The 21,912-nt window shown below is 70.2% G+C and carries 16 protein-coding genes and 1 pseudogene; 11 read left to right on the top strand and 6 right to left on the bottom strand.

Annotated elements, in window-relative coordinates:
• Positions 1–154: 154 nt before the first annotated feature.
• On the top strand, positions 155–1,795 hold the full coding sequence (locus tag KSF81_RS05365; RefSeq protein ID WP_254453372.1) for a transposase: 1,641 nt from the start codon (positions 155–157) through the stop codon (positions 1,793–1,795).
• 202 nt (positions 1,796–1,997) lie between these two features.
• On the opposite strand, the gene KSF81_RS05370 is transcribed toward KSF81_RS05365, so the two are convergent.
• On the bottom strand, positions 1,998–4,376 hold the full coding sequence (locus KSF81_RS05370; protein ID WP_217378101.1) for a multicopper oxidase domain-containing protein: 2,379 nt from the start codon (positions 4,374–4,376) through the stop codon (positions 1,998–2,000).
• Between the two features lie 553 nt (positions 4,377–4,929).
• On the opposite strand from KSF81_RS05370, the gene KSF81_RS05375 reads away from it, so the two are divergent.
• The 8 genes from KSF81_RS05375 (at position 4,930) to KSF81_RS05410 (ending at position 17,041) form a co-directional block, all read left to right on the top strand.
• Positions 4,930–7,134, top strand: coding sequence for a hypothetical protein (locus KSF81_RS05375; protein ID WP_217378102.1), 2,205 nt, complete (start codon positions 4,930–4,932; stop codon positions 7,132–7,134).
• 1,566 nt (positions 7,135–8,700) lie between these two features.
• Positions 8,701–11,148 carry a hypothetical protein gene (locus tag KSF81_RS05380; RefSeq protein ID WP_217378103.1) on the top strand — a complete coding sequence of 816 codons (2,448 nt, stop codon included), beginning with the start codon at positions 8,701–8,703 and terminating at the stop codon, positions 11,146–11,148.
• Entirely contained in the window at positions 11,148–11,801 is a 654-nt protein-coding gene (locus tag KSF81_RS05385; RefSeq protein ID WP_217378104.1) for a hypothetical protein, read from the top strand. The genes KSF81_RS05380 and KSF81_RS05385 overlap by 1 nt, the downstream gene beginning before the upstream one ends.
• Positions 11,802–11,810: 9 nt before the next feature.
• The gene (locus tag KSF81_RS05390) at positions 11,811–12,707 is read left to right on the top strand and encodes a hypothetical protein (protein WP_217378105.1); all 897 of its coding nucleotides are present in this window, start codon (positions 11,811–11,813) and stop codon (positions 12,705–12,707) included.
• Between the two features lie 49 nt (positions 12,708–12,756).
• A complete protein-coding gene (locus KSF81_RS05395; RefSeq protein WP_217378106.1) occupies positions 12,757–13,659 on the top strand; it encodes a hypothetical protein in 903 nt (300 codons plus the stop codon).
• An 83-nt stretch (positions 13,660–13,742) separates the two neighbouring features.
• Complete coding sequence (locus tag KSF81_RS05400; RefSeq protein ID WP_217378107.1) at positions 13,743–14,231, top strand: SCO family protein; 489 nt, start codon at positions 13,743–13,745, stop codon at positions 14,229–14,231.
• A 276-nt stretch (positions 14,232–14,507) separates the two neighbouring features.
• Positions 14,508–15,545 carry an ABC transporter substrate-binding protein gene (locus tag KSF81_RS05405; RefSeq protein ID WP_217378108.1) on the top strand — a complete coding sequence of 346 codons (1,038 nt, stop codon included), beginning with the start codon at positions 14,508–14,510 and terminating at the stop codon, positions 15,543–15,545.
• Positions 15,546–15,826: 281 nt separating this feature from the next.
• A complete protein-coding gene (locus KSF81_RS05410) occupies positions 15,827–17,041 on the top strand; it encodes a hypothetical protein (RefSeq protein ID WP_217378109.1) in 1,215 nt (404 codons plus the stop codon).
• A 681-nt stretch (positions 17,042–17,722) separates the two neighbouring features.
• Here the strand turns inward: KSF81_RS05410 and KSF81_RS05415 are convergent.
• From KSF81_RS05415 to KSF81_RS05420, 3 genes are read right to left on the bottom strand one after another with little or no spacing between them, the layout of a single operon-like run.
• Positions 17,723–18,103: a DUF86 domain-containing protein gene (locus KSF81_RS05415; RefSeq protein WP_217378110.1), complete on the bottom strand. Its 381-nt coding sequence runs from the start codon at positions 18,101–18,103 to the stop codon at positions 17,723–17,725.
• Entirely contained in the window at positions 18,103–18,234 is a 132-nt protein-coding gene (locus KSF81_RS30875) for a hypothetical protein (protein ID WP_256444246.1), read from the bottom strand. Before KSF81_RS30875 ends, KSF81_RS05415 begins: the two co-directional genes overlap by 1 nt.
• Positions 18,231–18,545 (bottom strand): nucleotidyltransferase family protein, encoded by a 315-nt coding sequence (locus KSF81_RS05420; RefSeq protein WP_217378111.1) that lies wholly within the window; start codon positions 18,543–18,545, stop codon positions 18,231–18,233. Before KSF81_RS05420 ends, KSF81_RS30875 begins: the two co-directional genes overlap by 4 nt.
• 139 nt (positions 18,546–18,684) lie before the next feature.
• On the opposite strand from KSF81_RS05420, the pseudogene KSF81_RS31895 reads away from it, so the two are divergent.
• Together KSF81_RS31895 and KSF81_RS30880 are read left to right on the top strand one after the other, a co-directional pair.
• Positions 18,685–19,437, top strand: a pseudogene (locus KSF81_RS31895) (SDR family oxidoreductase); the annotation flags it as partial.
• Positions 19,438–19,546: 109 nt separating this feature from the next.
• Positions 19,547–19,678 (top strand): hypothetical protein, encoded by a 132-nt coding sequence (locus KSF81_RS30880; RefSeq protein ID WP_256444247.1) that lies wholly within the window; start codon positions 19,547–19,549, stop codon positions 19,676–19,678.
• A gap of 9 nt (positions 19,679–19,687) precedes the next feature.
• On the opposite strand, the gene KSF81_RS05430 is transcribed toward KSF81_RS30880, so the two are convergent.
• Positions 19,688–20,755, bottom strand: coding sequence for a spore photoproduct lyase family protein (locus KSF81_RS05430; RefSeq protein WP_217378112.1), 1,068 nt, complete (start codon positions 20,753–20,755; stop codon positions 19,688–19,690).
• A gap of 80 nt (positions 20,756–20,835) precedes the next feature.
• Positions 20,836–21,801: an IS5 family transposase gene (locus tag KSF81_RS05435; RefSeq protein WP_217378113.1), complete on the bottom strand. Its 966-nt coding sequence runs from the start codon at positions 21,799–21,801 to the stop codon at positions 20,836–20,838.
• Positions 21,802–21,912 lie beyond the last annotated feature (111 nt).

The raw sequence follows: 21,912 nt of genomic DNA on the forward strand, positions 1-21,912 counted from the left end.
CTGCCCTGTAATGTAGCCGGGAGGCTGTCGATGAAGCCGAGCAGTATGTTGTTTATGCAGATCTATCAACGGCATACAGGGTCAGACGAGTAACCGGGGCAGATTCCTGGGCGTGGTGGTTGCGCTGGGAGCGGCGGCGTGATTCACGCTGTGCATGTCGCCGCCGGATGCCGCCTTGCTGGAGACCCTCTCGCTCGCTGAACTGCGGGACCTCGTCGGTGCGCTGGCGTCGGAGGTCGCACGGTTGAGGGCCGTCAGCGAGGCGCAGCAGGCGGCGATGGCGAGCCTGAAGGTTGAGAGCCAAGCCTTGCGCGACGAGGTAGCCCGGCTGAAGGGGCTTCCGCCGCGGCCGCCGTCGCGGCCTTCCGGGATGGAGCAGGCGACCGGCGGCGGCAGCGGGACGGGCCCAGGCGGCAAGCGGTCACGGCGCCGGCGGGGTGCCAAGCGCGACCGGGAGGCAGTCACCGCTGAGGTGGTGGTGAAGGCCGAGCCCCCAGCTGGGTCGCGCTTCAAGGGCTACCAGGACATTCTGGTGCGCGAGTTGCGCCTCACGGCCGAGGTGGTGCGCTATCGCCGCGAGCGCTGGCTGGCGCCCTCGGGCGAGACGGTGCTGGCGGCGCTGCCTGAGGGGATCGTCGGCGGCTTCGGGCCCGGGCTGCGGCGCTTTCTGCTGGTGGCGCACGCCCAGGGCCAGGTGACAACGGAGCGGCTGACGGCGCTGCTGGCCGGGGTCGGCATCGAGATCTCCAAGCGCCAGGTGGTGCGGCTGCTGACCGCGCGGCTCGACGACCTCATCGTCGAGGACCGGGAGGTGCTGCGCGCCGGCCTGGCCACGGCAGGCTGGGTGACGGTGGACGACACCGCGGCGCGGCACGCCCGGCAGGACGGCTTCACGACGCAGATCGGCGACGACCGGTTCACCGCCTTCCGCACCGGCACCTCGAAATCGCGCGAGGCGTTCCTCTCGACGCTCCGTGCCGGGCACGGCGGATACGTGATCAGCGAGGCGGCGCTCGACTACATGCGCGGACGCGCCCTGGCTGGGCCGGTGGTCAATCTGCTGGCGAGCCACCCGGCGAAGGTCTTCGCCGACGAAGCCGCCTGGACGGCGCACCTCGCGGTGCTCGGCATCGACCGCCTGGCGGTCACCCCCGACCCGGTGCGGATTGCCACAGAGGGAGCGCTCTGGGGCACGATCAAGACGCATGGCCTGCTGCCCGGGACGGTGATCGTCTCCGACGATGCCGGCCAGTTCCGCCTCGGTGACCACGCGCTCTGCTGGGTCCATGCCGAGCGCCTGGTGCACAAGCTGGTGCCCACCACCGACGAGCAACGCCGCGCCATTGAGCTCACCCGAACCCTGATCTGGTGGTTCTACGCCGACCTGAAGGCCTGGCGGCGCGAGCCCTGCCCCAGACGGGCGGCGGCGCTGCGGGCGCGGTTCGACCGGATCTTCACCCGCTGTACCGGCCATGTCGTGCTGGACCGGCTGCTGGCGCGCCTGCACCGCCGCAAGGCCGAACTGCTGCGGGTCCTCGAGCGGCCCGAGATCCCGCTGCACACCAACGGCTCGGAGAACGACATCCGCGCCTGCGTCACCAAGCGCAAGATCTCCGGCGGCACCATGAGCGAGGCGAGACGCACCGCCCGCGACGTCCTGCTCGGCCTGATGAAGACCTGCCGCAAGCTCGGCGTCTCCTTCTACCGCTACCTCGGCGACCGCTTGCGCGTCCCCGGCGCCGAGCCGATCCCGCCGCTGCCGGATCTCGTCCGCCAGGCCGACGCCCCAGCCTGAGCCGCCCGGGAATTTGCCCCTGTTACGAACCAGGTGAGCTAAGCCACTGATTTTGCAGGCTTCCTTTCGCAGATTGGCCAAAGTCGAGGCCCGTTCTATGGCGGGGGCCCCGCTCCTCCCTCCGGCGCGCGGTTCGGGGGAGAAGCCGCGACGGCGGGGGTCCCGGTAGTGTCGAGCCGCCGCCGCCGCGGTCAAGGCGGGGTCAGTGCGGCTGCAGCAGCACCGGCTGCACCCGGATGCGCGCCATCATGCCCCCGTCCTCATGCTCCAGGATGTGGCAGTGGTACACGAAGTCGCCGATCTGGCTGAACGGGATCCGCACCACCACCGGCGGTGAGTCGCAGCGTCCCTGGCCGCCGCCCGCCGGGCGCCAGGCGGCGATGGTGCCGTCGCAGCCCGGCGCCCGCTGCGGCGAGCCCTGCCGCATCCGGCCATGCGGCACCGGCACATTGTCCTGCAGCACGGCGCTGCCCTGGATGCTGCCCGGCACCGGCGGCAGGCCGGCACCGCCCCGCAGCAACCGGAAGCGCGTCTGGTGGATGTGGAAGTTGTGGTCTTCGGCGGTGAGGTTCACCAGTTCCCACTCCTCCTCGACCGGCGGAGCCCCGGGCGGATGCAGCACCGGCACCGGCACGCAGACCGTGATGTCGTCCGCCCGGAAGGAGGTGATGGGTTGCGTCGGGCCGACGGGGTTGCCCTGCGCGTCCACCTCCTCATAGCCAAGGCCGAAGCTGTCATCGCCGGGCTGCGGCTTGTTCTGGCTGTCGATGCCGGGTTTTACCTTGCCGAAGAAGATGCGGCGGCGATGCCCGGGCGGCAGGCGGTGGCAATCCACGCCGGGTGCCGGGTGGCCGAGCTTCACTTCGGGGCTGATGCCGCCAGGCGCGAGGCGCAGGCCGGGCGGCAATGCCGGGAGCGGCGCCGCGGCCGCCTGTGCCGCGAGTTGCTGCGCCTGCGCGACCTCCACCGGCCGCTCGGCGCCGGGCACCCGCAGCCGCGCCGTGCCGAAGACGCCCTGCGGATCGAGCATTGCCATGGCCTCGCCGCGCACACCGAGGAAGGGCACGGGCGGCGCCGGGAGGGCCGGTGCCGGCGTGAAGGTGACGCTGGCGAGGTCCACGGCCGGCCAATTGTCGCCAAGCTGCTCTGTCTCCCCGGTCTGCACCTTGGTGGTGCGGAACACCGCATGCGAGGGGCCGGCGCCTGCCAGGGCGAGGTGGTGGCCCTGCGCCGGGTCGCGCCGCGCCACCCAGATCTCGGCACGCGCGCTCGGCATCATGTGCAGGCCGGTGGCGCAGACCGGCTCGCCCCGCAGCGGGCGGTGGCCGCCCTGCGGCGAGACGGTCGGGCCCGCGTCCGGGCAGCGCGCGAGGTCGATCTTGTGGCCGAGCATCCCCTGCAGCGCCTCGAAGTGCGTACCCCGCGGGATGTCGAAGGCGATGCCGTCCATGGAGAGCACCTGCACCAGCATCGGGGTGCCGCTGCCGGGCGCGACGAGCTGGAGGTGGTAGGTGCGGCTGGCACCGGCATTGGTGATGCGCCAGATGCTGCCGGCGGGCGGCACATGGATTTCCGGGTAGGCTTGCCCGTTGACCGTGTGGAACCAGGCGCCGCCGTCATGGCCGGGGACGCCAGGGCAGGAGCCCTGCCACGGCCTGTTTCCCGCGGCGGGCTCGGCGGCGCAGAATCCCGGGTCCTGCTGCGTCAGCAAGGTGCCGTCACCCTCGACCTCGCTATCCTTCAGCATCAGGTATTCCCTGCGGATCCGCCCGCTGAAGCCGGTGCAATCGGGGTCGTCGCAGAGATAGCGGCCCACCGCGCCTACAGTGATGGTGCCGGCGAGCCCGGCCGTGACCTGGTTCAGCGCCAGGCCGTGCCCGTGCGGGTGGAACCAGAACAGGCCGGCCGGGTGGTTGTCGGGCAGGTCAATCTCGTACTCGACCGCGCCCTGGGCGATGTCGTGGATGTCGCCGTGCCCGGCCGGATGCGTGCCGCCGACCGGCGACAGGTTGGGGCTTTGGACGGCGCCGCAGGTGTCCGGGGGAAGAGTGGCAGGCGGCGGCGGCGCCTGATACGGATTCTGCACCAGCACGAACACGTAGTCGCCGAAGCTCGGCAGCGCCGGCGTGGCGCGGCGCGGCTCCACGATCAGCCCATGGGTGTGCAGGTTGGTCGGGTTGCTCAGCAGCGGCAGCCCGAGGTCGTTCACCACGGCGTGCTTGGCCTGGTCGCAGTTCTGCAGCGCCGGCAGCCTGTTGACCAGGCGGATGCGCAGCTTGTCGCCGGGCTGCAATTGCAGCCGCACGCCCCCATAGGGTGCCGCGGCGTCGGGTGGGCAGGCGTCGCCGCCGCCGGCGGGACGGGGGCAGACCTGGTAGGTCCAGGCCTGGACCTGCCTGGTGCCGAGCACCGTCTGCCGCGGCGCGGCGACGATGATCAGGTCGAGAAGCCCGTTGCTGCTGGCGAACACGGGCGGTGGTTGCAAGGTCTCCGCACCCGCGAGGGCGGCGGGCAGCAACCCGGCCGCGAAGGCGAGCGCCGCCCATGCGGCACGGGGCGGATGTGGGCGAGGCCTGGTCATGGAGCATGCCCCTCCTGGTGCCGCCGCGCCGGGCAGGTGGCACCCTTCGCCGGTGGCGGACACCCCCTCGGCATCCGCTCGGGGCCGGCGTCCCAGGATAGGACAGGGGCGCTGAAACATGCTGAGCTATATGTCCGACCAGCCATTACCCGGCGAGAGTGGGCCAAAAAACCCCGCGAGATTCGTGGAGGGGCGGACATCTCCCCTCTGTCCAGGGACAGGGGCGGATGCCCCAGGAAGGCTGTGGCGCGTCGCAGCCAGCTTGAACCCCGGCTGTAGTGCTTCCGTAATGGGCCTATATGCGGCCGCCTCTGCCCGCCTGGCCCTGAGGCGCACTAGCGGGCAGTGTACCGAGACAGAAGATTTAGGGCGCTGCGGATAAATAAGAAATTCGTGATCGATTAAACATTCTCTCACTTCGTATACGGAATTCGGCGATGCTTCCATCTAGGCGTTCAAGATGGAGCGGAATTGGTGCGTATTCGGCTCTTTCCAACCTAGCTGAAGCGCAGCTTACCAATCCGTGGGCGCAGGGAATTTGTGGGGGTTTGCAATGCGAACTCTGGGCAAGACCATATGCGCCGCCCGGGCCGGCCAATACCTCGGCGGGCTTGCCGTTCTCGCTGTTGCTCTGCTCGCCGCCGACCAGGCGCAGACCGCGCCACGCGAGAGACCCTCCACAGCGCCGCAGCCGGACGCTGCCTGTCAGCGGATCGTCACCGCCGATGTGGTGGCGCTGGAGCAGGCCTATATCCTGAACCGGTTCGGCGCCTTCGTGCCCGCCGGCATGCTCTATGCCCTGCGGCATGATGTCGTGCCGCGCGAGGGTAGCGGGCCGCTCCGCCCCGGCAATGTGAAGCTGCGGCCGGACAAGCGGCCGCGCCCCCTCGTCCTACGTGCCAACGAAGGCGATTGCCTCGAGGTGCAGTTCGAGAACCTCCTCTCGCCCGATTGGGAGGAGGAGGGCGGCATCCCACAGGAGGATGGGGGCCGGCTGCCGGCGCATGCTGCAAGCCATGCCGGCGCGCCGCCGCGCCCGGGGCAGGTGAATCCCAGCCCGGTCAGCCTTGATGCCCCACGCACCCGCGCCGCCTCCTTCCACATCACCGGGCTCGATCTCGTGCCGATCCCGCCGGCGCAATGCCCCGTGGATGCGATCTGCGGCGGGGATGGCGCGAATGTCGGCCTGCCCGGCCGGCAGGGCATCGCCTTCAACCCGCAGACGGCGGCGGCGGTGCGCGCCGATTTTGATCTCGGCTCCCTGGCGAAGCCAGGCCAGCGCGCCGTCACCCGCTGGCGTGCGACCAAGGAGGGCACCTATTTCGCCTATTCCACCGCCGCTCCGGTGGGCGGGGAGGGCGATGGCGGCCAGATCGGCCTTGGCCTCTTCGCCGCAGTGACCGTCGAGCCGGCCGGCTCCGTCTGGTACCGCTCGCAGGTCACCGAGGCGGAGTTGCAGGCTGTGGCGCGGCCGGCCTTGAATGGCCGCCACCCCTATGCCGCGCTGGATTATGGGAAGGAGCGGAGCATCGGCGGTCGCCCGGTGCCGATCCTCGCCATGCTCGACAGCGAAAACCGCATTGTGCACAGCGACCTTAATGCCGTGGTGGTGGCGCCCGAACCGCCGGGCCGCGGCGAACCGGCGGCTTGCCGCGATGCGATGTTCGGCAGCTCCTGCGGCCGATCCTTCCGCGAATTCACCGTCATCATGCATGACGAGGTGCATGCGGCGCAGGCTTTCGCCGAGCTTGAGGATGAGAACAACCCGCTCTCCCTCATCCGCGATGGCATGGGCATCAATTATGGCGTGGCGAGCATGGGCTCGCTGGTGATGTCCACGCCGGCCATGCGCAACACCGGCGTCGCCCGCAACTGCCCGGAATGCCGCGCCGAGGAGTTCTTCCTGAGCTCCTGGGCCAATGGCGACCCGGCGCTGATCCTGGACTACGAGGGCGAGCGTCCGGTCGGAGCGCGCTACCCGGACGACCCCGCCAATGTCCACCACTCCTATCTTGGCGACCCGGTCCGGTTCCGCAACTTACATGCGGGGCCGAAGGAGACGCATGTCTTCCACCTGCATGCGCACCAGTGGGTCATGGATGCGGAGGACCCCAACTCCGTCTATCTCGACTCTCAGACCATCTCGCCTGGCGCTACCTTCAGTTACGGCATTGAATTCGGTGGCGGCGGCAATCGCAACCTCACCGTCGGCGACAGCATCTTTCACTGTCACCTTTACCCGCATTTCGCCCAGGGCATGTGGGAGCTGTGGCGGGTGCACGACACTTTTGAGGATGGCCGCCGGGGCCTGTTCGACCCCACAAGGCCGCCGGGCCCCAGTAATGATCCGCGCGGCCGCAGCCTGCCGGACGGCGAGGTGGCGGACGGGATCGCCACGCCGGCCATCGTGCCGATCCCGGGCACCGCGCTCGCACCGCTGCCGACCTCCGATTCCGCGGCTATCCGTTCTACATCCCCGGCAACCCCGGCCACCGGCCGCCCCAGCCGGTGCTGGACATGGATGTGCTCGCCTCGGCGAACTGGACCGACCCCGAGACCGAGCCGCCGACCGAGGCCATCGTTAATGGCGGCCTGCCGCGGCATGTGGTGGAGCATGGCACGCTCCTCCGCAACACGCCGGAGGTGCTGGAGCGCGCGGCCCGGCGCGGCGGCGAGGCCGCGCAGGTCATCGCCGCGCGCGTCCGGCGGCAGGACCCTGGGGCGCTCTCGGCGCTGGCCAGTGAATGGGAGACGCTGACTATCCGCCCGCTGCGCCACAGCGGCGAGCCGGCGGAACGCACTGCCATGGAATTCCACGAGGGCAGGCTGCGGGCCCCCGGCTTCGAGCCGGTGCCGGTGCCGGTGCCGACGCCGCCGAACCCGGGCTGGTGGCAGCCGCGCTTCGCCTACCGCACCGACACCGCGGCGACCATCCCCATCCAGCGGCCCCGCGGGGAGAAGGGCCTGTTCCAGGTGAACGCCTTGCCGCGCGCGCCTGGCGCCCCCTTCGCTAATCCCTGCCCGGAAGGTACGCCGGTCCGCCATTACCGCGGCGCCTTCATCCAAACGGAGCTGACCTACAACCGCCACGGCTGGTTCGACCCGCAGGGACGGATCCTCATCCTTGAGGACGACATCAAGGACATCATTGATCCGGCGACCCGCACCCGACTGCCGGAGCCGCTCTTCTTCCGCGCCAACTCCGGCGAGTGCATCCAGTTCCTGTCGTCCAACTTCATGCCCAGCGCACTGAATGTGGACGACTTCCAGATCTACACGCCGACCGACACGATCGGTCAGCACATCCATCTGGTGAAGTTCGACGTCACCTCCTCCGATGGCTCCAGCAATGGCTGGAACTACGAGGACGCGACCTTCTCGCCAGATGAGGTGCGGGAGCGGATCTTCGCCTATAACCGCACCCTCAATGCCACCAACAGCCCAGAGCCGCGGTTGGCACCGCAGGCGCATCCGCTGTTCCGCCCTGGCGGCAGTATCTGGGAAGCCGCGGGCGGCGATGTGAGCCACCCGGTGCATGGCCGCCTGTTGCGGCGTGGACTCTGCCCGGCGCAGGAGCTGACCGAGCCCGACGAGGCCTATGCCGAGCGGCTGAACACGGAGCACCCGCTCTGCGGCGCGCAGCGAACCACCCAGCGCTGGTGGGCCGACCCGATCCTCAACCGCCTCAGCGGCCGCGACAACACGCTGCGCACCGTCTTCACCCATGACCATTTGGGCCCCAGTTCACACCAGCAGCACGGCCTCTATGCCGGGCTGGTGATCGAGCCGGCGAACTCGCTCTGGCTAAAACCGGGCGAGACGCTGACGCCGGCGGAGGTGGCGGGGCTCGCGACCCCAGGCTCGGCGGTGGAGGCCAGGCTACTCGGTGGCTCGAACCTTGCACGCCCCACCATGCCGGCGCTGCGGCGCGAGCAAGGCCATCTGCTCCGCCGGCTAGAGCCGCGCGAGCCGCTGCGGCTGCGCGGCGATGGCGGCCCGACGGCGACGATCGCCAACATCATCGCGCCAGCCTGCATCGGCGATGGCGATTCCAACCCGCTGCAGCCCGATGTCGGGCGCAACCGTCCAGGCCCCGCCGGCTGCCCCCCCAGACCAGGCAAGCGACGACACACGGCGGGAATTCGCCATTGCCATCGCCGATTTCGGCATCGCCTACAACACGGCGCTGGAGCCAATCAATCCGGAGCCGCGCGGGGATTCGATGCTGCGCGATGCCAGCAGCATCCGTTTTGGCCGGCGCCACGTGGCCGAGACGCCGGCGCGACCGCTCGGCATCTCCTCGGAGGATCCCGGCAGCCAGCTCGTGAACTATCGGCACGAGCCGCTGCCATTGCGCATTGCCGAGGCGAGCGAGGACCGGGCACGGGGCGGCTTCGACTATCGCCAGGCGCGCCAGCGCGCCGACCGGGCGAGCCCCTGCCGGCCGGGGGATGCGGATTGCCTCGGCGACATGGCCAATGCCTTCAGCACGCGCGTCCATGCCGGGCGCGACGAGTGGCTGGCGGGCCACCGGCAGCCGGCGACAGTGACCGCAGCGACGCGCGAACTACTGCGCGGCACGCCGCATGAGGCGCGGCTCGACATCCTGCTCAGCCAGGTCGAGCAGTGGCGGCGCGATTTCAACTGTGCCCTCTATCCGGCCTCCCTACTGCCCGCCTGGGACGGCGACCAGGATGACAGGAAGGCAGAACGCTGCGACCCAAGGATCGAGCGGCGGGAGCCCTGGCGCGTCTTTGGCGACCCGGCGACGCCGATCCTGCCGGCTTATGAAGGTGACCCGGTGCAGATCCGGCTGATCCAGGGCGCGCAGGAGGCGCAGCACGTTTTCACCATGAACGGGGTGAAATGGCCGCGGGTGCCCGGTCTTGGCCGCAGCGCCGCGCGGCCGCCCGGGCAGTCGGGCCCGGGCTTCGTGAACGCCCAATCCATCGGCATCTCCGAGCATTTCGAGTTCGACGTCATCGTCAACCCGCTCGACGCCCCGCATGTTGACTATCTTTATTTCGGCTCCTCGGTGGACCAGCTCTGGGATGGACTGTGGGGTGTCATGCGCAGCTTCTCGCGACCGGAGACCTCACCGGCGCCCCAGCCACTGCCCAGCTCGGCCAGCGCCGGCGAGGCGCGCCTTGCACCACAGGAGTTCCTGGCGACGCTCGGCAACCCGCCGCCACCACGGCCGGAGACCGGCGACAAGAAGCTTGCGGTCTGCAGCCCAGCGCGGCCCGGTGCCGCAGTGCCCTACCGCGCCTTCGACGTCAGCGCCGTTCGGGTCTGCGACCTCTTCGGCGATTGCGGGGGCCCGGCGCCGAGCGGGCTGGAATACAGCCGCCGCTTCGGCATCCGCGACGAGCGCTCCGTGATCTACGTGCAGAATGGCGCGCCGCGGCACTGCATGGCCGACAACCTGGCGCGCGGCTGCGGCGATCCGGCACGGCGCAGCAATGCCGAGGTGCTGCAATCCCTCCGCCACGACTTCGCCGAGGGACGCCCGCTGGAGCCGCTGGTGCTGCGCGCCGCTGCGGGCGAGTGCCTGGAGGTGACGCTGCGCAACCACCTGCCGCTCACGCTCGAGGACGGGCCGACGACGGGCGAGGACGGCAAGCCCGCCGAGGTGCCGGAGGCAGGCGCCTACCACAACTTCCTGCCGATGATTACGGATGGCTTCAACCTGAACCAGTTCCGCATGTCGAGTTCGGTCGGTCTCTCGGCACCGCGTGTCGCGCAGCACCCGCTCTGGGCCGACGGCTCCAATATCGGGCTGAACGGCGCCGTCATTGACCGCGACGCGGGGCCGGCCGCCTGGGGTCAGGGCTCGCTGCTGCTGCCCTGCCGGCGGCAGGATGGCGAGAATTGCCAGACGCGCTTCTGGTGGAGCGCTACGGATTTGGAGCGCGGCCATGCGCCGGTGGAATTCGGCGGTCTGCCGCTGCGTTCCTTCGGAGATCCCATCAAGCATCCGATGCACGGCCTTGGCGGCGCGCTGGTGATCGGGCCAGAGCGGTCGGAGGTCTGCCCGGACGACCGCTTCGGCGCCGCGCGGCGGCGGCCGGACGGTTCGGCCTGGCCGGGCGGTGTCAGCGCAGAGATCTGCGCGCCTGGTGGGCGGCGCTACGTGGACCACGTGCTGATGGTGCAGGACGGGGTGAACGCCACCCGCGGCGGCCTGCCGGTCGGCAACCTCTTCGGCGCTGAGGAGCCAGATGATTATGGGCTGAAGGCCCTCAACTACCGCACGGAGCCCCTCTGGGCGCGCCGCGGCAACGACCCGAGCGTCGGATTCCCCGAACGGAACGAGATGGACTACAGCCGGGTGCTGTCCTCCGCCCGGCTGCAGGATGGCGGCTGCGCTGCCGGCATTGACCCGTCGTTGCGCGCACCAACGCCCTGCGACCCGGAGACACCGGTGCTGACGGCGCGCGCAGGGGAGGTGGTGCGACTGCACTTCGTTCATCCCGGCGGCCATACGCGGCAGCAGGGGCTGGCGGTCAGCGGCCATGGCTGGAATCCCTTCCCCTGGTCGGCGGATTCCCGTGTCTTCGATGCCGGGCGCCGCACCGGCCTACATCAGGGCGTGTTCAACGCCTTCGCGCCGATGATGGGCATCTCGCTGCAACTCGATGCCGGGGGCGCGGCACGGGTGCCGATGGACTACCTGATCCGCAGCCAAGCGAGCTTCGTCTTCGACAACGGTCTCTGGGGCTTGCTGCGGGTGGAGCCACCGGCGCGGCGGCAAGGGCAGGAGGCACGCTGATGGCCGGCATCACGCAATTGGCCAGCCCCGCCGATTTCGCCGGTGGCTGGTGGCTCGACTGGGCGGAGGACCCGGATGCCCTGCTCGGCACCGTGCTGGCCCGGCAGGGCGCCGTGACCGACATGCGCCCGCTGCGCCAGCATCCCCTAGCATCGGACCGAAGGGTGGACGGAGTCGCCTATGTCCTGCCGCAGACGACGGTAACGGTGAATCCGAACGGACCTTCCGCCAGGATCCGCCTCTGCTCGCAGGTTGATTTCGACTGCGACCTCTGCGAGGGCGACGGGCTCCTGGTCGCGGCGGTCGATTCCGAGGCGCAACCCTCGCCGAACACCGCGCCGATTCACTTGGTGTTCTCCACGCCGGTCAAGGCCGTCGGCACCCGCGTCGCGGGTGCCGGGCTGCGTGCGACTGGCGGGGATTTCGATGCCGTGCTCTGGGTGAAGTGCGATGGTGCCGCCGATTGGGAGCCGCCGCTCACCACCCACGGCCGGCTGGGGACCGTGGTCATCGGCGGGACGGCAACGGCGCCCTTCATCGGCGCCAAGGCGGAGGGGGGAGCCAGCATCCGGGAGGCGCGGCTCACCATTTCCACCGGGCGGGGCCGGCGCTTCGACAGCATCGCGGTCTGCCCGCTGCACGGCATAACCTGAGCGCACCGCATGCACCGGCTGCTCCTCGCCCTTAGCTTGGCCATGGCCCTACCGGCGGCAGGCGAGGAGGCCGCGCAGGGCGGCATGGCAGAGCAAGGTGGCGTGCGCATTGCCTGGCGCTACCTTTCCGGCGAGGCCGCCGGCCTTGGCATGCTGGAGGTGGAGACAACGGATGCGGCAACCAGTGCGCCGCTGCGCTACGACCGCGGCCGCCTCGCCGCCTGGTTGCAGCGGCGCCGCGCCGCCCTGCCCGAGGCCGAGATCGCCTGCGGCGACAAGGTGAAGGCACTGGCTAGCCAAGGGATCGGCCGGCGCGCCGATATAGACCTTAACGCTTACCGGTTGCTGACGCTGAACACGGATGGCACGCTGGCGGTCATCAACCCCTTTGTCGGGCTGAACAACGCCAAGCTCGAATCGATTATTGAGCTTGGCGGCAGGCCCTCGGCCTGGCTGCCCCTGCCGGACCGGTTGGAAGCCTGGGTGGTGCTGACGGGGCCGGCGCGGCTGGTGGCGGTGGACCTGCATGCCCGCCGCATCACCCGCGCCATCGAGTTGCCGGAGAGCGAGGGCACCCCAAGCCTTGCCTGGGATGTGGAAGAGCGGCTGCTGTGGCTCGGCCTACCAGGAGTGGCCGGCCTTGGCAGGCTGGACCCGGACCGACCGGAGGAGGGGCTGCGAGTCCTCCCTGGCGCGGCGCCGCTCGGCCTCTTCGCGGATGCGGAGGACCGGTTGCGCGGCGTGGTCACGCTGGAGGCGGATGGCGGCGTAGCGCTGCGGGAGAGCGAGGGTGTGGCCCGGCGCTGGAAGGTCGCGGGGCGGCCGCACCTGGCCCGCTACAGCGCGCTGGCACGACGGCTGATCGTCGCGACGGAGGCGGGGGGGGATTGCCTGGATCGATCCTGAGGCAGAGCCCGGCACGCCGCCAGAACGCCAGCGCGAACTCGGCCATGCCGTGCGGGCACTCGCTCTCTTTGACGGCGGCCGGCGAGCCCTCGCGCTCGGCGAGGGGCGAGCGAGCGTCCTCGATCTCGCTTCGGGCGAGATAGGACCACGGCTCGAAGCCGCCCCGGGGGCAGATGAGATCCTACTGACCGATCGCTTCGCCTATGCGGTCAGCGCGCGGGAGGGGCAGGCCAGCCTCTGGCTGCTGGAGGATCTGCGGCAGGGTCGGGTGCAGCCGGTGGAGGTAATGCTGGGCCGGCCCGATCCCGGCGCCGAACCCCGCTTCGCCGGCCCCGCCCGCACAGTTGCGACGCCAGCGGGCAATGGGCTGCTTGCGGCCAATGCGGTGGACGGCATGCTCTACCAGTATGGCGAGGGCATGATGGCGCCGATCGGCAGCTACTCGAACTACCGCCGCGCCGCACTCGGGCTTGCCCTGCTTGACCTCTCCCTGCGCGAGGTGGCGCCGGGCCGCTACCGCAGCCCGGTGCGCCACGCCCAGGGCGGCGCGCATGAACTGGTGCTCAGCGGCGCGGCGCCGCGCTTCGCCCTCTGTGCCACCCTGCGGCTGGCGCCGGTCCCGGGCGTGGCGCCGCCGGAGCCGCGACTGCGGCCGGAGCTGGTGACGGCGACATCGGAGGCGCCGCTGCAACGGCTCATCCGGGTGCGGCTGCACCAGGCGGAAGGCGCCGCCGATCTGGCCGGCGTGCGAGACCTGGTGCTGCTGGCCTTCGACCGGCGTAGCGGCTGGCAGGCGCGGCTGCGGCTGGAGGAGGTGGCGCCAGGGGAATACGAGGCGCGGCTCCGACTGCCCGCGCCCGCGCAATACGAGCTGCTGGCCGCCAGCGCCTCCCGCAACCTCAGCTTCGCCGAAGGCAGGCTCGGGTCGCTCCGGCTGGAGGCGGCGCCATGATTCCGCGCCGGCTCTGCCTGCTTGCCACCGCCGCCGGCCTGCTGCCTGGCGGACTACAGGCGCAGGAAAATGGGCCGCGCGGGATGCGGCTCCCGCCCGTGGCGCTGGTGGACCAGTCCGGCCGGCGCTGGCCGCTGGCTGAACTCGGCCGTCGCCGGACGGTGCTGGTGAGCTTCTTCTTTACCGGCTGTACCTCGATCTGCCCGCCGCAAACCGCGGCGCTGGATGAACTGCGGGGCGAACTTGCCCGGCGCTCCGCACTGGACACCGAGGCAGGGCCACTGCTGCTCTCCATCTCGCTCGATCCGACCGGCGACACGCCGGAAGCAATGCGGGGCTATGCCGAACGGTTCGGCATCGCGCTGGGACTGGAGCGGGGCTGGCTGATGCTGGGCGGCGAGCCAGCGGCGCTCGCCCGGGTCTGGTCCGCCTTTGAGGTGCCGGGCGGTGGCCCGGACAGCCATCTCGCCTTCTTCTGGATCGGCCGGACCAGCAGCCGGGTGTGGCGCCGGGTTAGCGCCTTCGAGCCGCCGGAGAGGCTCGCCGCCCTGCTGCTGGAGCCCTCGCAGTGAGGCGGGCGGCGGCACTCGCGGCGCTGTTGCTGCTGCCGCACGCCGCCGCTGCGGAGCCGCCGGATGGCAGGGCGCTCTATCACGGCTTCACCCCCTTCGCCGCTGGACGGGAGGCCACCGCCCGCCGTCTGCCCCCAGAATACGCCGCCTGCGCCGGCTGCCATGGTCCGCTGGCGCAGGGACGGCGAGAGGGCGGGGTCGCAGCCCCGCCGATCACCTGGGCGAAGCTGATGCGCCCACAGGGGGGAGCAACCGCCCTATGCCTCGGCGGAAGCGGTGGACCAGGCGATCCTTGCTGGCATCGGGCGCGGCGGCCGGCCGCTCGACCCCGTCATGCCGCATTATCGGCTGACCGGTGCGGAGCTGGAAGCGCTGATGGAGTATCTGCGCCGCGCCGGCACGGCAGCGGACCTGCCGTCGGGCGTCACCGCCGATACCGTTACCATGGGCACGGTCCTGCCCCTCTCCGGGCCGGCGACCGGCAGCGGCCGGGCCGTGCTGGCGGGGCTGCGCGAGGTGTTCGACGCGGTGTCAGCGGAGGGCGGCGTACATGGCAGGCGCATCCGGCTTGTCGAGGCGGATGGCGTCGCGCTCGGGGCCGAGGCGGCGGTGCGGCAACTCCTCGCACAGCCGGTGCACGCGGTGGTGGGCGGGCTCTGGCCAAAGGAGGGTGTGGCAGAGGTCATGCTCGCGGCCGCACGGGTCCCGCACATTGGCGGCCTTGCGGTGCGGGGGGAGGCACGGGAGGCCGGGCCCTGGACCGCCGACCTGCTGCCGCCGCTGGCCGAGCAGCAGGCCACCCTGGCCCAGGCAATGACGCGCTGCGGCCCACCCGGACGGCGGCTGGCGCTGCGCATCGCCGAAGCGCCACCGGGTGAGGATGCGGGGCTACGCTGGTTCGCGGATGCGCCCTCGCTGGTGGCGGCGCTGCGCGAGGCCGGTGCCCCAGGCTGCCTCGGCCTCGGGCTCGCCGGCCTCGCTGCGCTTGGTGGTCGCCTGCCGGAAGGCTGGCAGGCACAGCTCGTGCTGCCCTTCCCGGCGGCGTTGCTGGAGCCGGGCGAGGGCGGGCAGCGCCCCGACCCCTGGCGGCAACTCGGCCGGGCGGCGGCACGACTGGCGACGGAGTGGCTGGCCCGCGCCGGCGCCGTGCTGCACGAGGGCTCCCTGCCGGAGCAGCGCGCATCCGCCTGGGGCTACGAGCCTCTGCCGGGCGCCCCCCTGCGATTCGGGCAGCACCGGCGGCATGGCTGGGATGCCGACGCCATCGAGATCACCGGCGCGCGCCGCGCCGCCAGCAGCGATCGGGGAGGCTGACACCATGCGCTTTGGGACTGGCATCGTGCCCTGGCAGGGCTTCGGCCTCGCCGCCCTATTTGCCCTCGGCGGTGCCGGGGCCGCAGGCGCGCAAACACCCTCCTTCGCCCTGACCGGCCATATCGAGGACTTCACCCTGGCATCGCCGGCCGATCCGGTCGGTGCCGCGACGCTGACGCTGCGGGGCATCCCGGTGCTGCTGCCACGCAACCTCCTGGTGACCATGCCCGGCCGCTACATGACCCCCCCAGGACCTGTTCCGCGGGCCGCAAGGTGGCGTCGTGCAGCCAAGGAGCGGCCTGGCCCTGGCCGACCCGACGCCGCCGCGGGTGCCCTTCGAGGCCGAGGTGATCGGCAACATCGCGGGTGGGCAGTACATCGCCGGGGTGGTGCGGATCAGCCAGGGGGCGCTGCATATCGGCGCCGGCTTCGTCCAGGCGATCGACCCGGCCACCGGCGAGCTGCGCATCGGCGCCAAAGGCGGCGCGACGGGCGCCCGCGTGCGGCTGAACGACCCGACGGGGATTTATGGCGTAGCGAATGGCGCGGGGGCTAAGGCCGGCATCCCGCTCGACGAGCGCTTCGCCCTGGACCCGGACAATTCGCCCGTGCATGCGCGCACCGGCTTCCCCGTCTGCATCCCGCGTCCCGGCGCCTCAGCGCAATGCCCGGCCGGCAATCGGCCGGCCGGGGTCCTGCGCTTCACCTGCAGCCGCGCCGCATCGGGGCAGCCGGGCGGGCTCGCCCCAGCCGCCTCGCCGGATGCGCCGGCACATGCCTGCGACCCGGAACGCCCGGTGCCGCTCGCGATCGGCGACTACGTCACCTATGTCGGCATGCTGCAGGCCGATCCAGCAGGCGGCTTTCTCATTGCCGCACATGGGCTGGAGGCCGAGCTCGGCATTTACACCTCGCCCGGGACCGAGCCGGTCTATCTCTTCGTCGAGGAGGCGATCCAGGGCACCAAGGGCGAGTCATTCTCCGGCATCCCGCAGGAGGAGACGACGCGGTTCCGCATCGTCGGCTTCACCACTGACCCGTCGCGCAATGTGGAGGTGCGGCTGGTGGACAGCGGGCGGAACGAGGTTGGGACCTCCTTCACCGGGCCGGCGGGGCTGCCGCCGTCGAACGGGCCGCAGCTCGGCCGCTTCCGCAACACTTGGCCGGCGAAGGACGATGCGCGCGCGGTACGGCGCGATGTGCTGGTGCGCGTGGTCGGCAGCCCGAACGCCAAGCTGGCGACCGGGCTGACCTCTGGCCTCTACACCGCGCCGGTCAACGAATACATCTACCCGGAGCCGACGCGCTTCGGCGTGCGGGGATTCCCGGTATCGGTACCCTTCGAGAATTTCTGCTTCCTGGCGCAGGGCGGCGGCAACTTTGAGACCGCGTCCGGTCCGGTGGGCCTCGGCCGGCTAGATCCCTTCCCGGACTCCGGACATGCGCTGTCACAGCCAATCGGCAACGGCACGCAGCGGGCCTGTGACGGCCAGTAGTGGCGCACCAAAGCATTTCGCAGGCGCAAGCATGCCGGTACAGGTCGAAGGCCTGCTTCTTTCGCTTTGCCCTATCGGTACCAACCCCTGAAGGTCCTTGGGTCGGGTGCTACCGGCGGTACCGTCTCAAGCCGTCAGATAGATGCGGTCACGCCGCATTGCCTTTGGTGCCCAGACTTCAATTGGGGGTCACGACATAGGGCGGAGGCTGGAATTACGCTTGGCAGGACGGAACAGGAACCCCCCCCGCGGACCGCGCTCAAGCACGGGCAGCTCGGCCTCTCAAGCGCCTGATTTCTCGTCCCTGGCGATGCACCCCACCGCCAGCTCACTGACGACGGGCCCCTCACGCCCCGGGGTGTGCGCTTCTATTTTCTCCAACCATAGCGACTACTTGGCCGCTTATGGTGAATCCGGCCCCCGCCTTATGTCGTGACCCTGATCGGAGGTCAGGACACGAAAGTCGCGCCGGCGTCCGGTTCGAGCGAACAGATCGGGAAGAGCTGTCCGCTTTCTCGTCCGCCAATCAATCTGTCCGCCTTCGCGTTACGCTCCCGGGCTTGGCGGACATCCCCCCGCCGTCCGCAAGACCCTGGATTTCCGGACCTTTTCCGCTGCCGGACACTCAGAGCACTTTCGTGTCCTGACCTCCGTTGGGACGATTTCGTCCATGTGGCACCATCATGCCCGACCAGCCGCCTGGTCATAGGACGAAGACAGGCGGGCGAGTTCAGCGTCGACCGCAGCGATGAGAGCGGGCAGTTCCTCGGTGACCGTCGGCCAGAGCCGCGGCAGCTCAAGGCTGAAGTACTGGTGCGCCACGATGTCGCGCAGCCCGGCGAAGCCCCGCCAGTCGATCTCGCGGTGCCCTGCCAGGATCTCCGGTGGCAGGCCTTTGATGGCCTCGCCGATCTCGCTGAGGCCGTTCTTGATGGCCCGGTAGGTGCGCCGGTCGGCTTGCGGCAGGGCGGCGAAGGCCGCCTCGTCGAGGCCCTCGACGAAGCTCAGGATGTCGGCCGCGGCGGCACGGATATCGGCGAGGCGCTCCGCCAAGTCGCGCATCAGAAGACCTGCACGGCGTCGCGCTCCGCCTGCTCGCGGACCGGCGGGCGCAGGATGTGCCATTCCGCCAGGTCGACCGGGGCGCCGAGCATCTCCGAGAGGTCAGCCCGCAGGCTGGCGAAGCCAGTCAAGGAGAGCCTGGCTTCGGGTGCGATTCCGCGACCAGGTCGATGTCGCTGTCCGGACGAGCCTCCCCGCGAGCGATGGAGCCGAAGACCCACAGCTTGGCAACACCCCGCTGCCGCAGTGCGGGGGCCTGGGCGCGCAGCCGGGCCAAGACGGCGGCGAGGACTGGGGGCTGGCGATCCTGCTCGGCCAGGAAGCGCTCGACCAGATCGCCAACCAGATCCTGTACAGTCAGGCCGCGGCTGGCGGCGAGTGCCTTGACCCGGTTGCGGACCTCCGGCGCGACGCGGACGGAGAGGAAGGCGGGCCGGTCCATGCAGCGGAGACTATCAGCAACAGGGTTTGTGCACAAATGCACAGCAACAGGAAGAGCTATCCTACCAACCAGCGCGCCTGCTGCCGCACCTCCGCATTTTCCGCTTCCACGGCTTGTTCGTAGTTTGTTCTTGTGCGGCATGCCCGATGCCCTCTCCCCGCCCCTCGCCGCCGCCGTTGTGCTCGCCGCCCGCAACGAGGAGGCGCTACGCCGTCTGGCCGAGGAGATCCGTGGACAGGGCGGCCGGGCTGCGTACCAGGTGGCCGATGTCGCCGACCCGGCGCAGGTCGAAGCGATCGCGGCCAAGGCCATTGCGGAGTTCGGCGGCTTCGACTCCTGGATCAACGATGCCGGCGCCTTCATCTATGGCCGCACGGACCAGGTGTCGCTCGAAGACCAGCGGCGCCTGTTCGACGTGGTCTACTGGGGCGTGGTGCATGGCACCCTGGCCGCGGCGCGCCATCTCCGGGAGCGGGGTGGTGCCATCGTCAACCTCGGCAGCGTGCTGGGCGATCGGGCCATCGCGTTGCAGGGGCCCTACTGCGCGGCAAAGCACGCAGTGAAGGGCGCCACGGATGCATTCCGCATGGAGTTTGAGGCGGCAGGCTTGCCGATCTCCGTCACGCTCATCAAGCCCGGGCCGATCGACACCCCGTTCATGGAGCATGCGCGGAATGCCATGGGAACCCGGGGCACCCGGAACCCGCCGCCGTCCTACCACCCACGGGTCGCGGCGCGGGCCATCCTGCACGCCTGCGAGACGCTGGTGCGCGACCTTTATGTTGGCGCCGGCGGCTGGCTGACCACGGTGGCCGGCGCCCTGGCGCCGCGCCTGACCGACTACATCATGGAGGCGACGGCCAAGCCGTTGCAGTCGACCGACGACCCTGGACGGCCAGAACGACGGGACAACCTCTACGAACCGCGGGAGGACCTCTCAGAGCGCAGCAGCCTCAAGGGGTCTGCCACCCCGCCAGACCAGCCTGTTGCTCGAGGCACAGATGAGGCCGATCGCCAGCGCCACCGCCCTGGCGACCGGCCTTGCCGCGCTGGTCTGGGCCCTGGCGCCCCGTGCACGGGCCGGCGGGCCGAGAGCGGCGCCCTGGTATGCCCGAGCGCGGCGCCTGTTCTGAGCGGCCGCGCTAGAAGGCATACCGCACCCGGCAGTAGGGCATGCGCGCGGCCAGCAGGTCGAGGAAGCGCTGGAGCCAGCGGCCCTTCCAGCCGGCGCGGTAGCGCAGGTTGGTCTGCCCGCCCTCGGAGCGCTTCTCCTCCTGGATGTCGGGACGCCAGAGCAGCGCCTCGGCCTTGGGGTGCCAGGCGAGGTTCACCTCGTGCAGCTCGGCATTGTGGGTCAGCATGATGACCTCGGCGGCGAGCTGATCCTTCACCGACGCCGGCAACACGTCATCGAGTTCGGCGAAGAGTTCGGACCATTCCGCTTCCCAGCCCTCGCGCAGCACTACGGGGGAGAAGTTCAGGTGCACCTCGTAGCCGGCGCGGTGCAGTTCGGGAATGAAAGCGGTGCGCTCCGCCACCGGAGAGGTCCGCACGTCGAGCAGCTTTGCCGGGCTCGCTGGCATCAGCGACATGCGGACGCGCGTGCGCCCCTGCGGGTCATAGCCGAGCAGATCGCGGTTCACCCATTTGGTGGCGAAGCTGCCCTTGGCATTCGGCAGGTTGCGGAAGACTGCCACCAGTTCCCGGACATTATCGGAGATAAGAGCGCCCACCGAGAGATCACCATTCTCGCCAATGTCGTAGACCCAGTCCCGTGGGTCCACTTGGTTCGGCGCCGGCTTGGGGCCGAGCCGCGCGGCATGGCGGACGATGGCGGCCGAGATCTCCTCGATGTTGGCAAAGACGGTGATCGGGTTGGCGTGCCCCTTGCGGCGCGCAACGTAGCAATAGGCGCAGGCCATGGCGCAGCCATTAGAGGTCGAAGGGGCGATGAAATCGGCGCTGCGGCCATTCGGCCGGCAGGCCAGGCCCTTCTTGAGGCCGAGCACCAGCACCTCCCGCTTCGGGCGCAGGAAGTCACCAGGATCGCTCTCCCGCAGGTCCGGGATGCGCCAGTGCGATTCGACGGGAATGCGCTCGGCCGCCGGGAAGCGCGCCAGGATCTCCCGCCCCCGGGCATAGGCCTCCGCAGCGGGTTCGAAATAGATGCGGTGGATGTCGAGGAGAGGTGTTGCGGAGAAACCAGTCATCTCCGTCGGATATGGGGTGGCAAGGCATCGTGTTGCATCGGTCGACGGTATGGACGCGTCGACCCCTGCCTCGTGCGGGGTCATGTGATCCGGATGTACTTCGGCCGCCCGAGGTCCAGCATCCGGTTCAGGACGTTGGTGGCGATGGCCATTTCGGTTGCTTGTCGCCCGTTCGTTTGCGAGCGTAGCCTATCTCCAATGACGCGCTTCCAGCGCGAGACATCGGCTTCCACCAGAGCACGCCAATTGTACCCCGACGCTCGCTGCCAGCCCATGCGACCGCGCTCGGCGATACATCGCAGATGCACATCTCGCTGGGTCGGCGTGGTCCCAGCCGCTGTACTCGGCACCGCGTTCGCGCGTGGTGGCACGATGACGTCGGCATCTGGATGACGCGCTGCGACCTCGGCGTAAACATCGTCTCGGTCGTGGGCACCATCGCCGATGAAGGACACCACGGAACCATCAACCCGGTCGAGCAAGGGGCCGACCTGCGAGCCATCGTCGGCATCCCTCTCGGTCAGCACCGAGGCGACGATCTGGCCGGTGTCGGCGTCCGTCGCAAGGTGGAGCATCTTCCAGGCCCGGCGCCGCTTGCTGCCATGCTTCTCCTCCAGCCATTCGCCGGGACCGCACAGCCGTAGGCCAGTGCTGTCGACCAGCAGGTGCACTGGCCGGCTGCCCGTCCTCGGCCGCGGCACCTGCAGCGTCTCGGCCCGACGACTGAGGGTGGAGTGGTCCGGCACGGCGAGCTCAAGGCCAAGCAGGGCAAGGATGGAGCCGATCAGGCCCTCGGTTTGACGCAGCGCCAGGCGGAACACGGCCCGCAGCGTCAAGGCAGTTGCGATCGCCAAGGCCGAGTACTTCGGCTGACCACCTCGGCCAACGCGCGCCTCGGCCCGCCAGCCCGCGATAGCCTCGGCTGTGAACCACACGGTGAGGCTGCCGCGAGCCCGCAGGCCGGCATCGTACTCGGCCCAGTTGATGACCTTCTGGCGCTGGGCCGGAATATGGTGCCGGCGAGCAGCATTCGACTTGAACGGCATCGCGGGTTCCCCTCAATCGAGGGCTCACCCTCCTCCCCAGCTTACCCAACCGCCCCGGACTGGGCGACCCGTGCAACAACATGCCTGAGAGGGGAAAATCCACTGGCTAGC

Source organism: Siccirubricoccus sp. G192, from assembly GCF_019084075.1.
Lineage (GTDB): Bacteria > Pseudomonadota > Alphaproteobacteria > Acetobacterales > Acetobacteraceae > G192.

Excerpts from the sequence above, each read along its gene's own strand:
- KSF81_RS05365 (WP_254453372.1), top strand. The coding sequence starts at position 155 with ATGTCGCCGCCGGATGCCGCCTTGCTGGAGACCCTCTCGCTCGCTGAA.
- KSF81_RS05370 (WP_217378101.1), bottom strand. The coding sequence starts at position 4,376 with ATGACCAGGCCTCGCCCACATCCGCCCCGTGCCGCATGGGCGGCGCTC.
- KSF81_RS05375 (WP_217378102.1), top strand. The coding sequence starts at position 4,930 with ATGCGAACTCTGGGCAAGACCATATGCGCCGCCCGGGCCGGCCAATAC.
- KSF81_RS05385 (WP_217378104.1), top strand. The coding sequence starts at position 11,148 with ATGGCCGGCATCACGCAATTGGCCAGCCCCGCCGATTTCGCCGGTGGC.
- KSF81_RS05390 (WP_217378105.1), top strand. The coding sequence starts at position 11,811 with ATGCACCGGCTGCTCCTCGCCCTTAGCTTGGCCATGGCCCTACCGGCG.
- KSF81_RS05400 (WP_217378107.1), top strand. The coding sequence starts at position 13,743 with ATGCGGCTCCCGCCCGTGGCGCTGGTGGACCAGTCCGGCCGGCGCTGG.
- KSF81_RS05415 (WP_217378110.1), bottom strand. The coding sequence starts at position 18,103 with ATGCGCGACTTGGCGGAGCGCCTCGCCGATATCCGTGCCGCCGCGGCC.
- KSF81_RS05420 (WP_217378111.1), bottom strand. The coding sequence starts at position 18,545 with ATGGACCGGCCCGCCTTCCTCTCCGTCCGCGTCGCGCCGGAGGTCCGC.
- KSF81_RS30880 (WP_256444247.1), top strand. The coding sequence starts at position 19,547 with ATGAGGCCGATCGCCAGCGCCACCGCCCTGGCGACCGGCCTTGCCGCG.
- KSF81_RS05430 (WP_217378112.1), bottom strand. The coding sequence starts at position 20,755 with ATGACTGGTTTCTCCGCAACACCTCTCCTCGACATCCACCGCATCTAT.
- KSF81_RS05435 (WP_217378113.1), bottom strand. The coding sequence starts at position 21,801 with ATGCCGTTCAAGTCGAATGCTGCTCGCCGGCACCATATTCCGGCCCAG.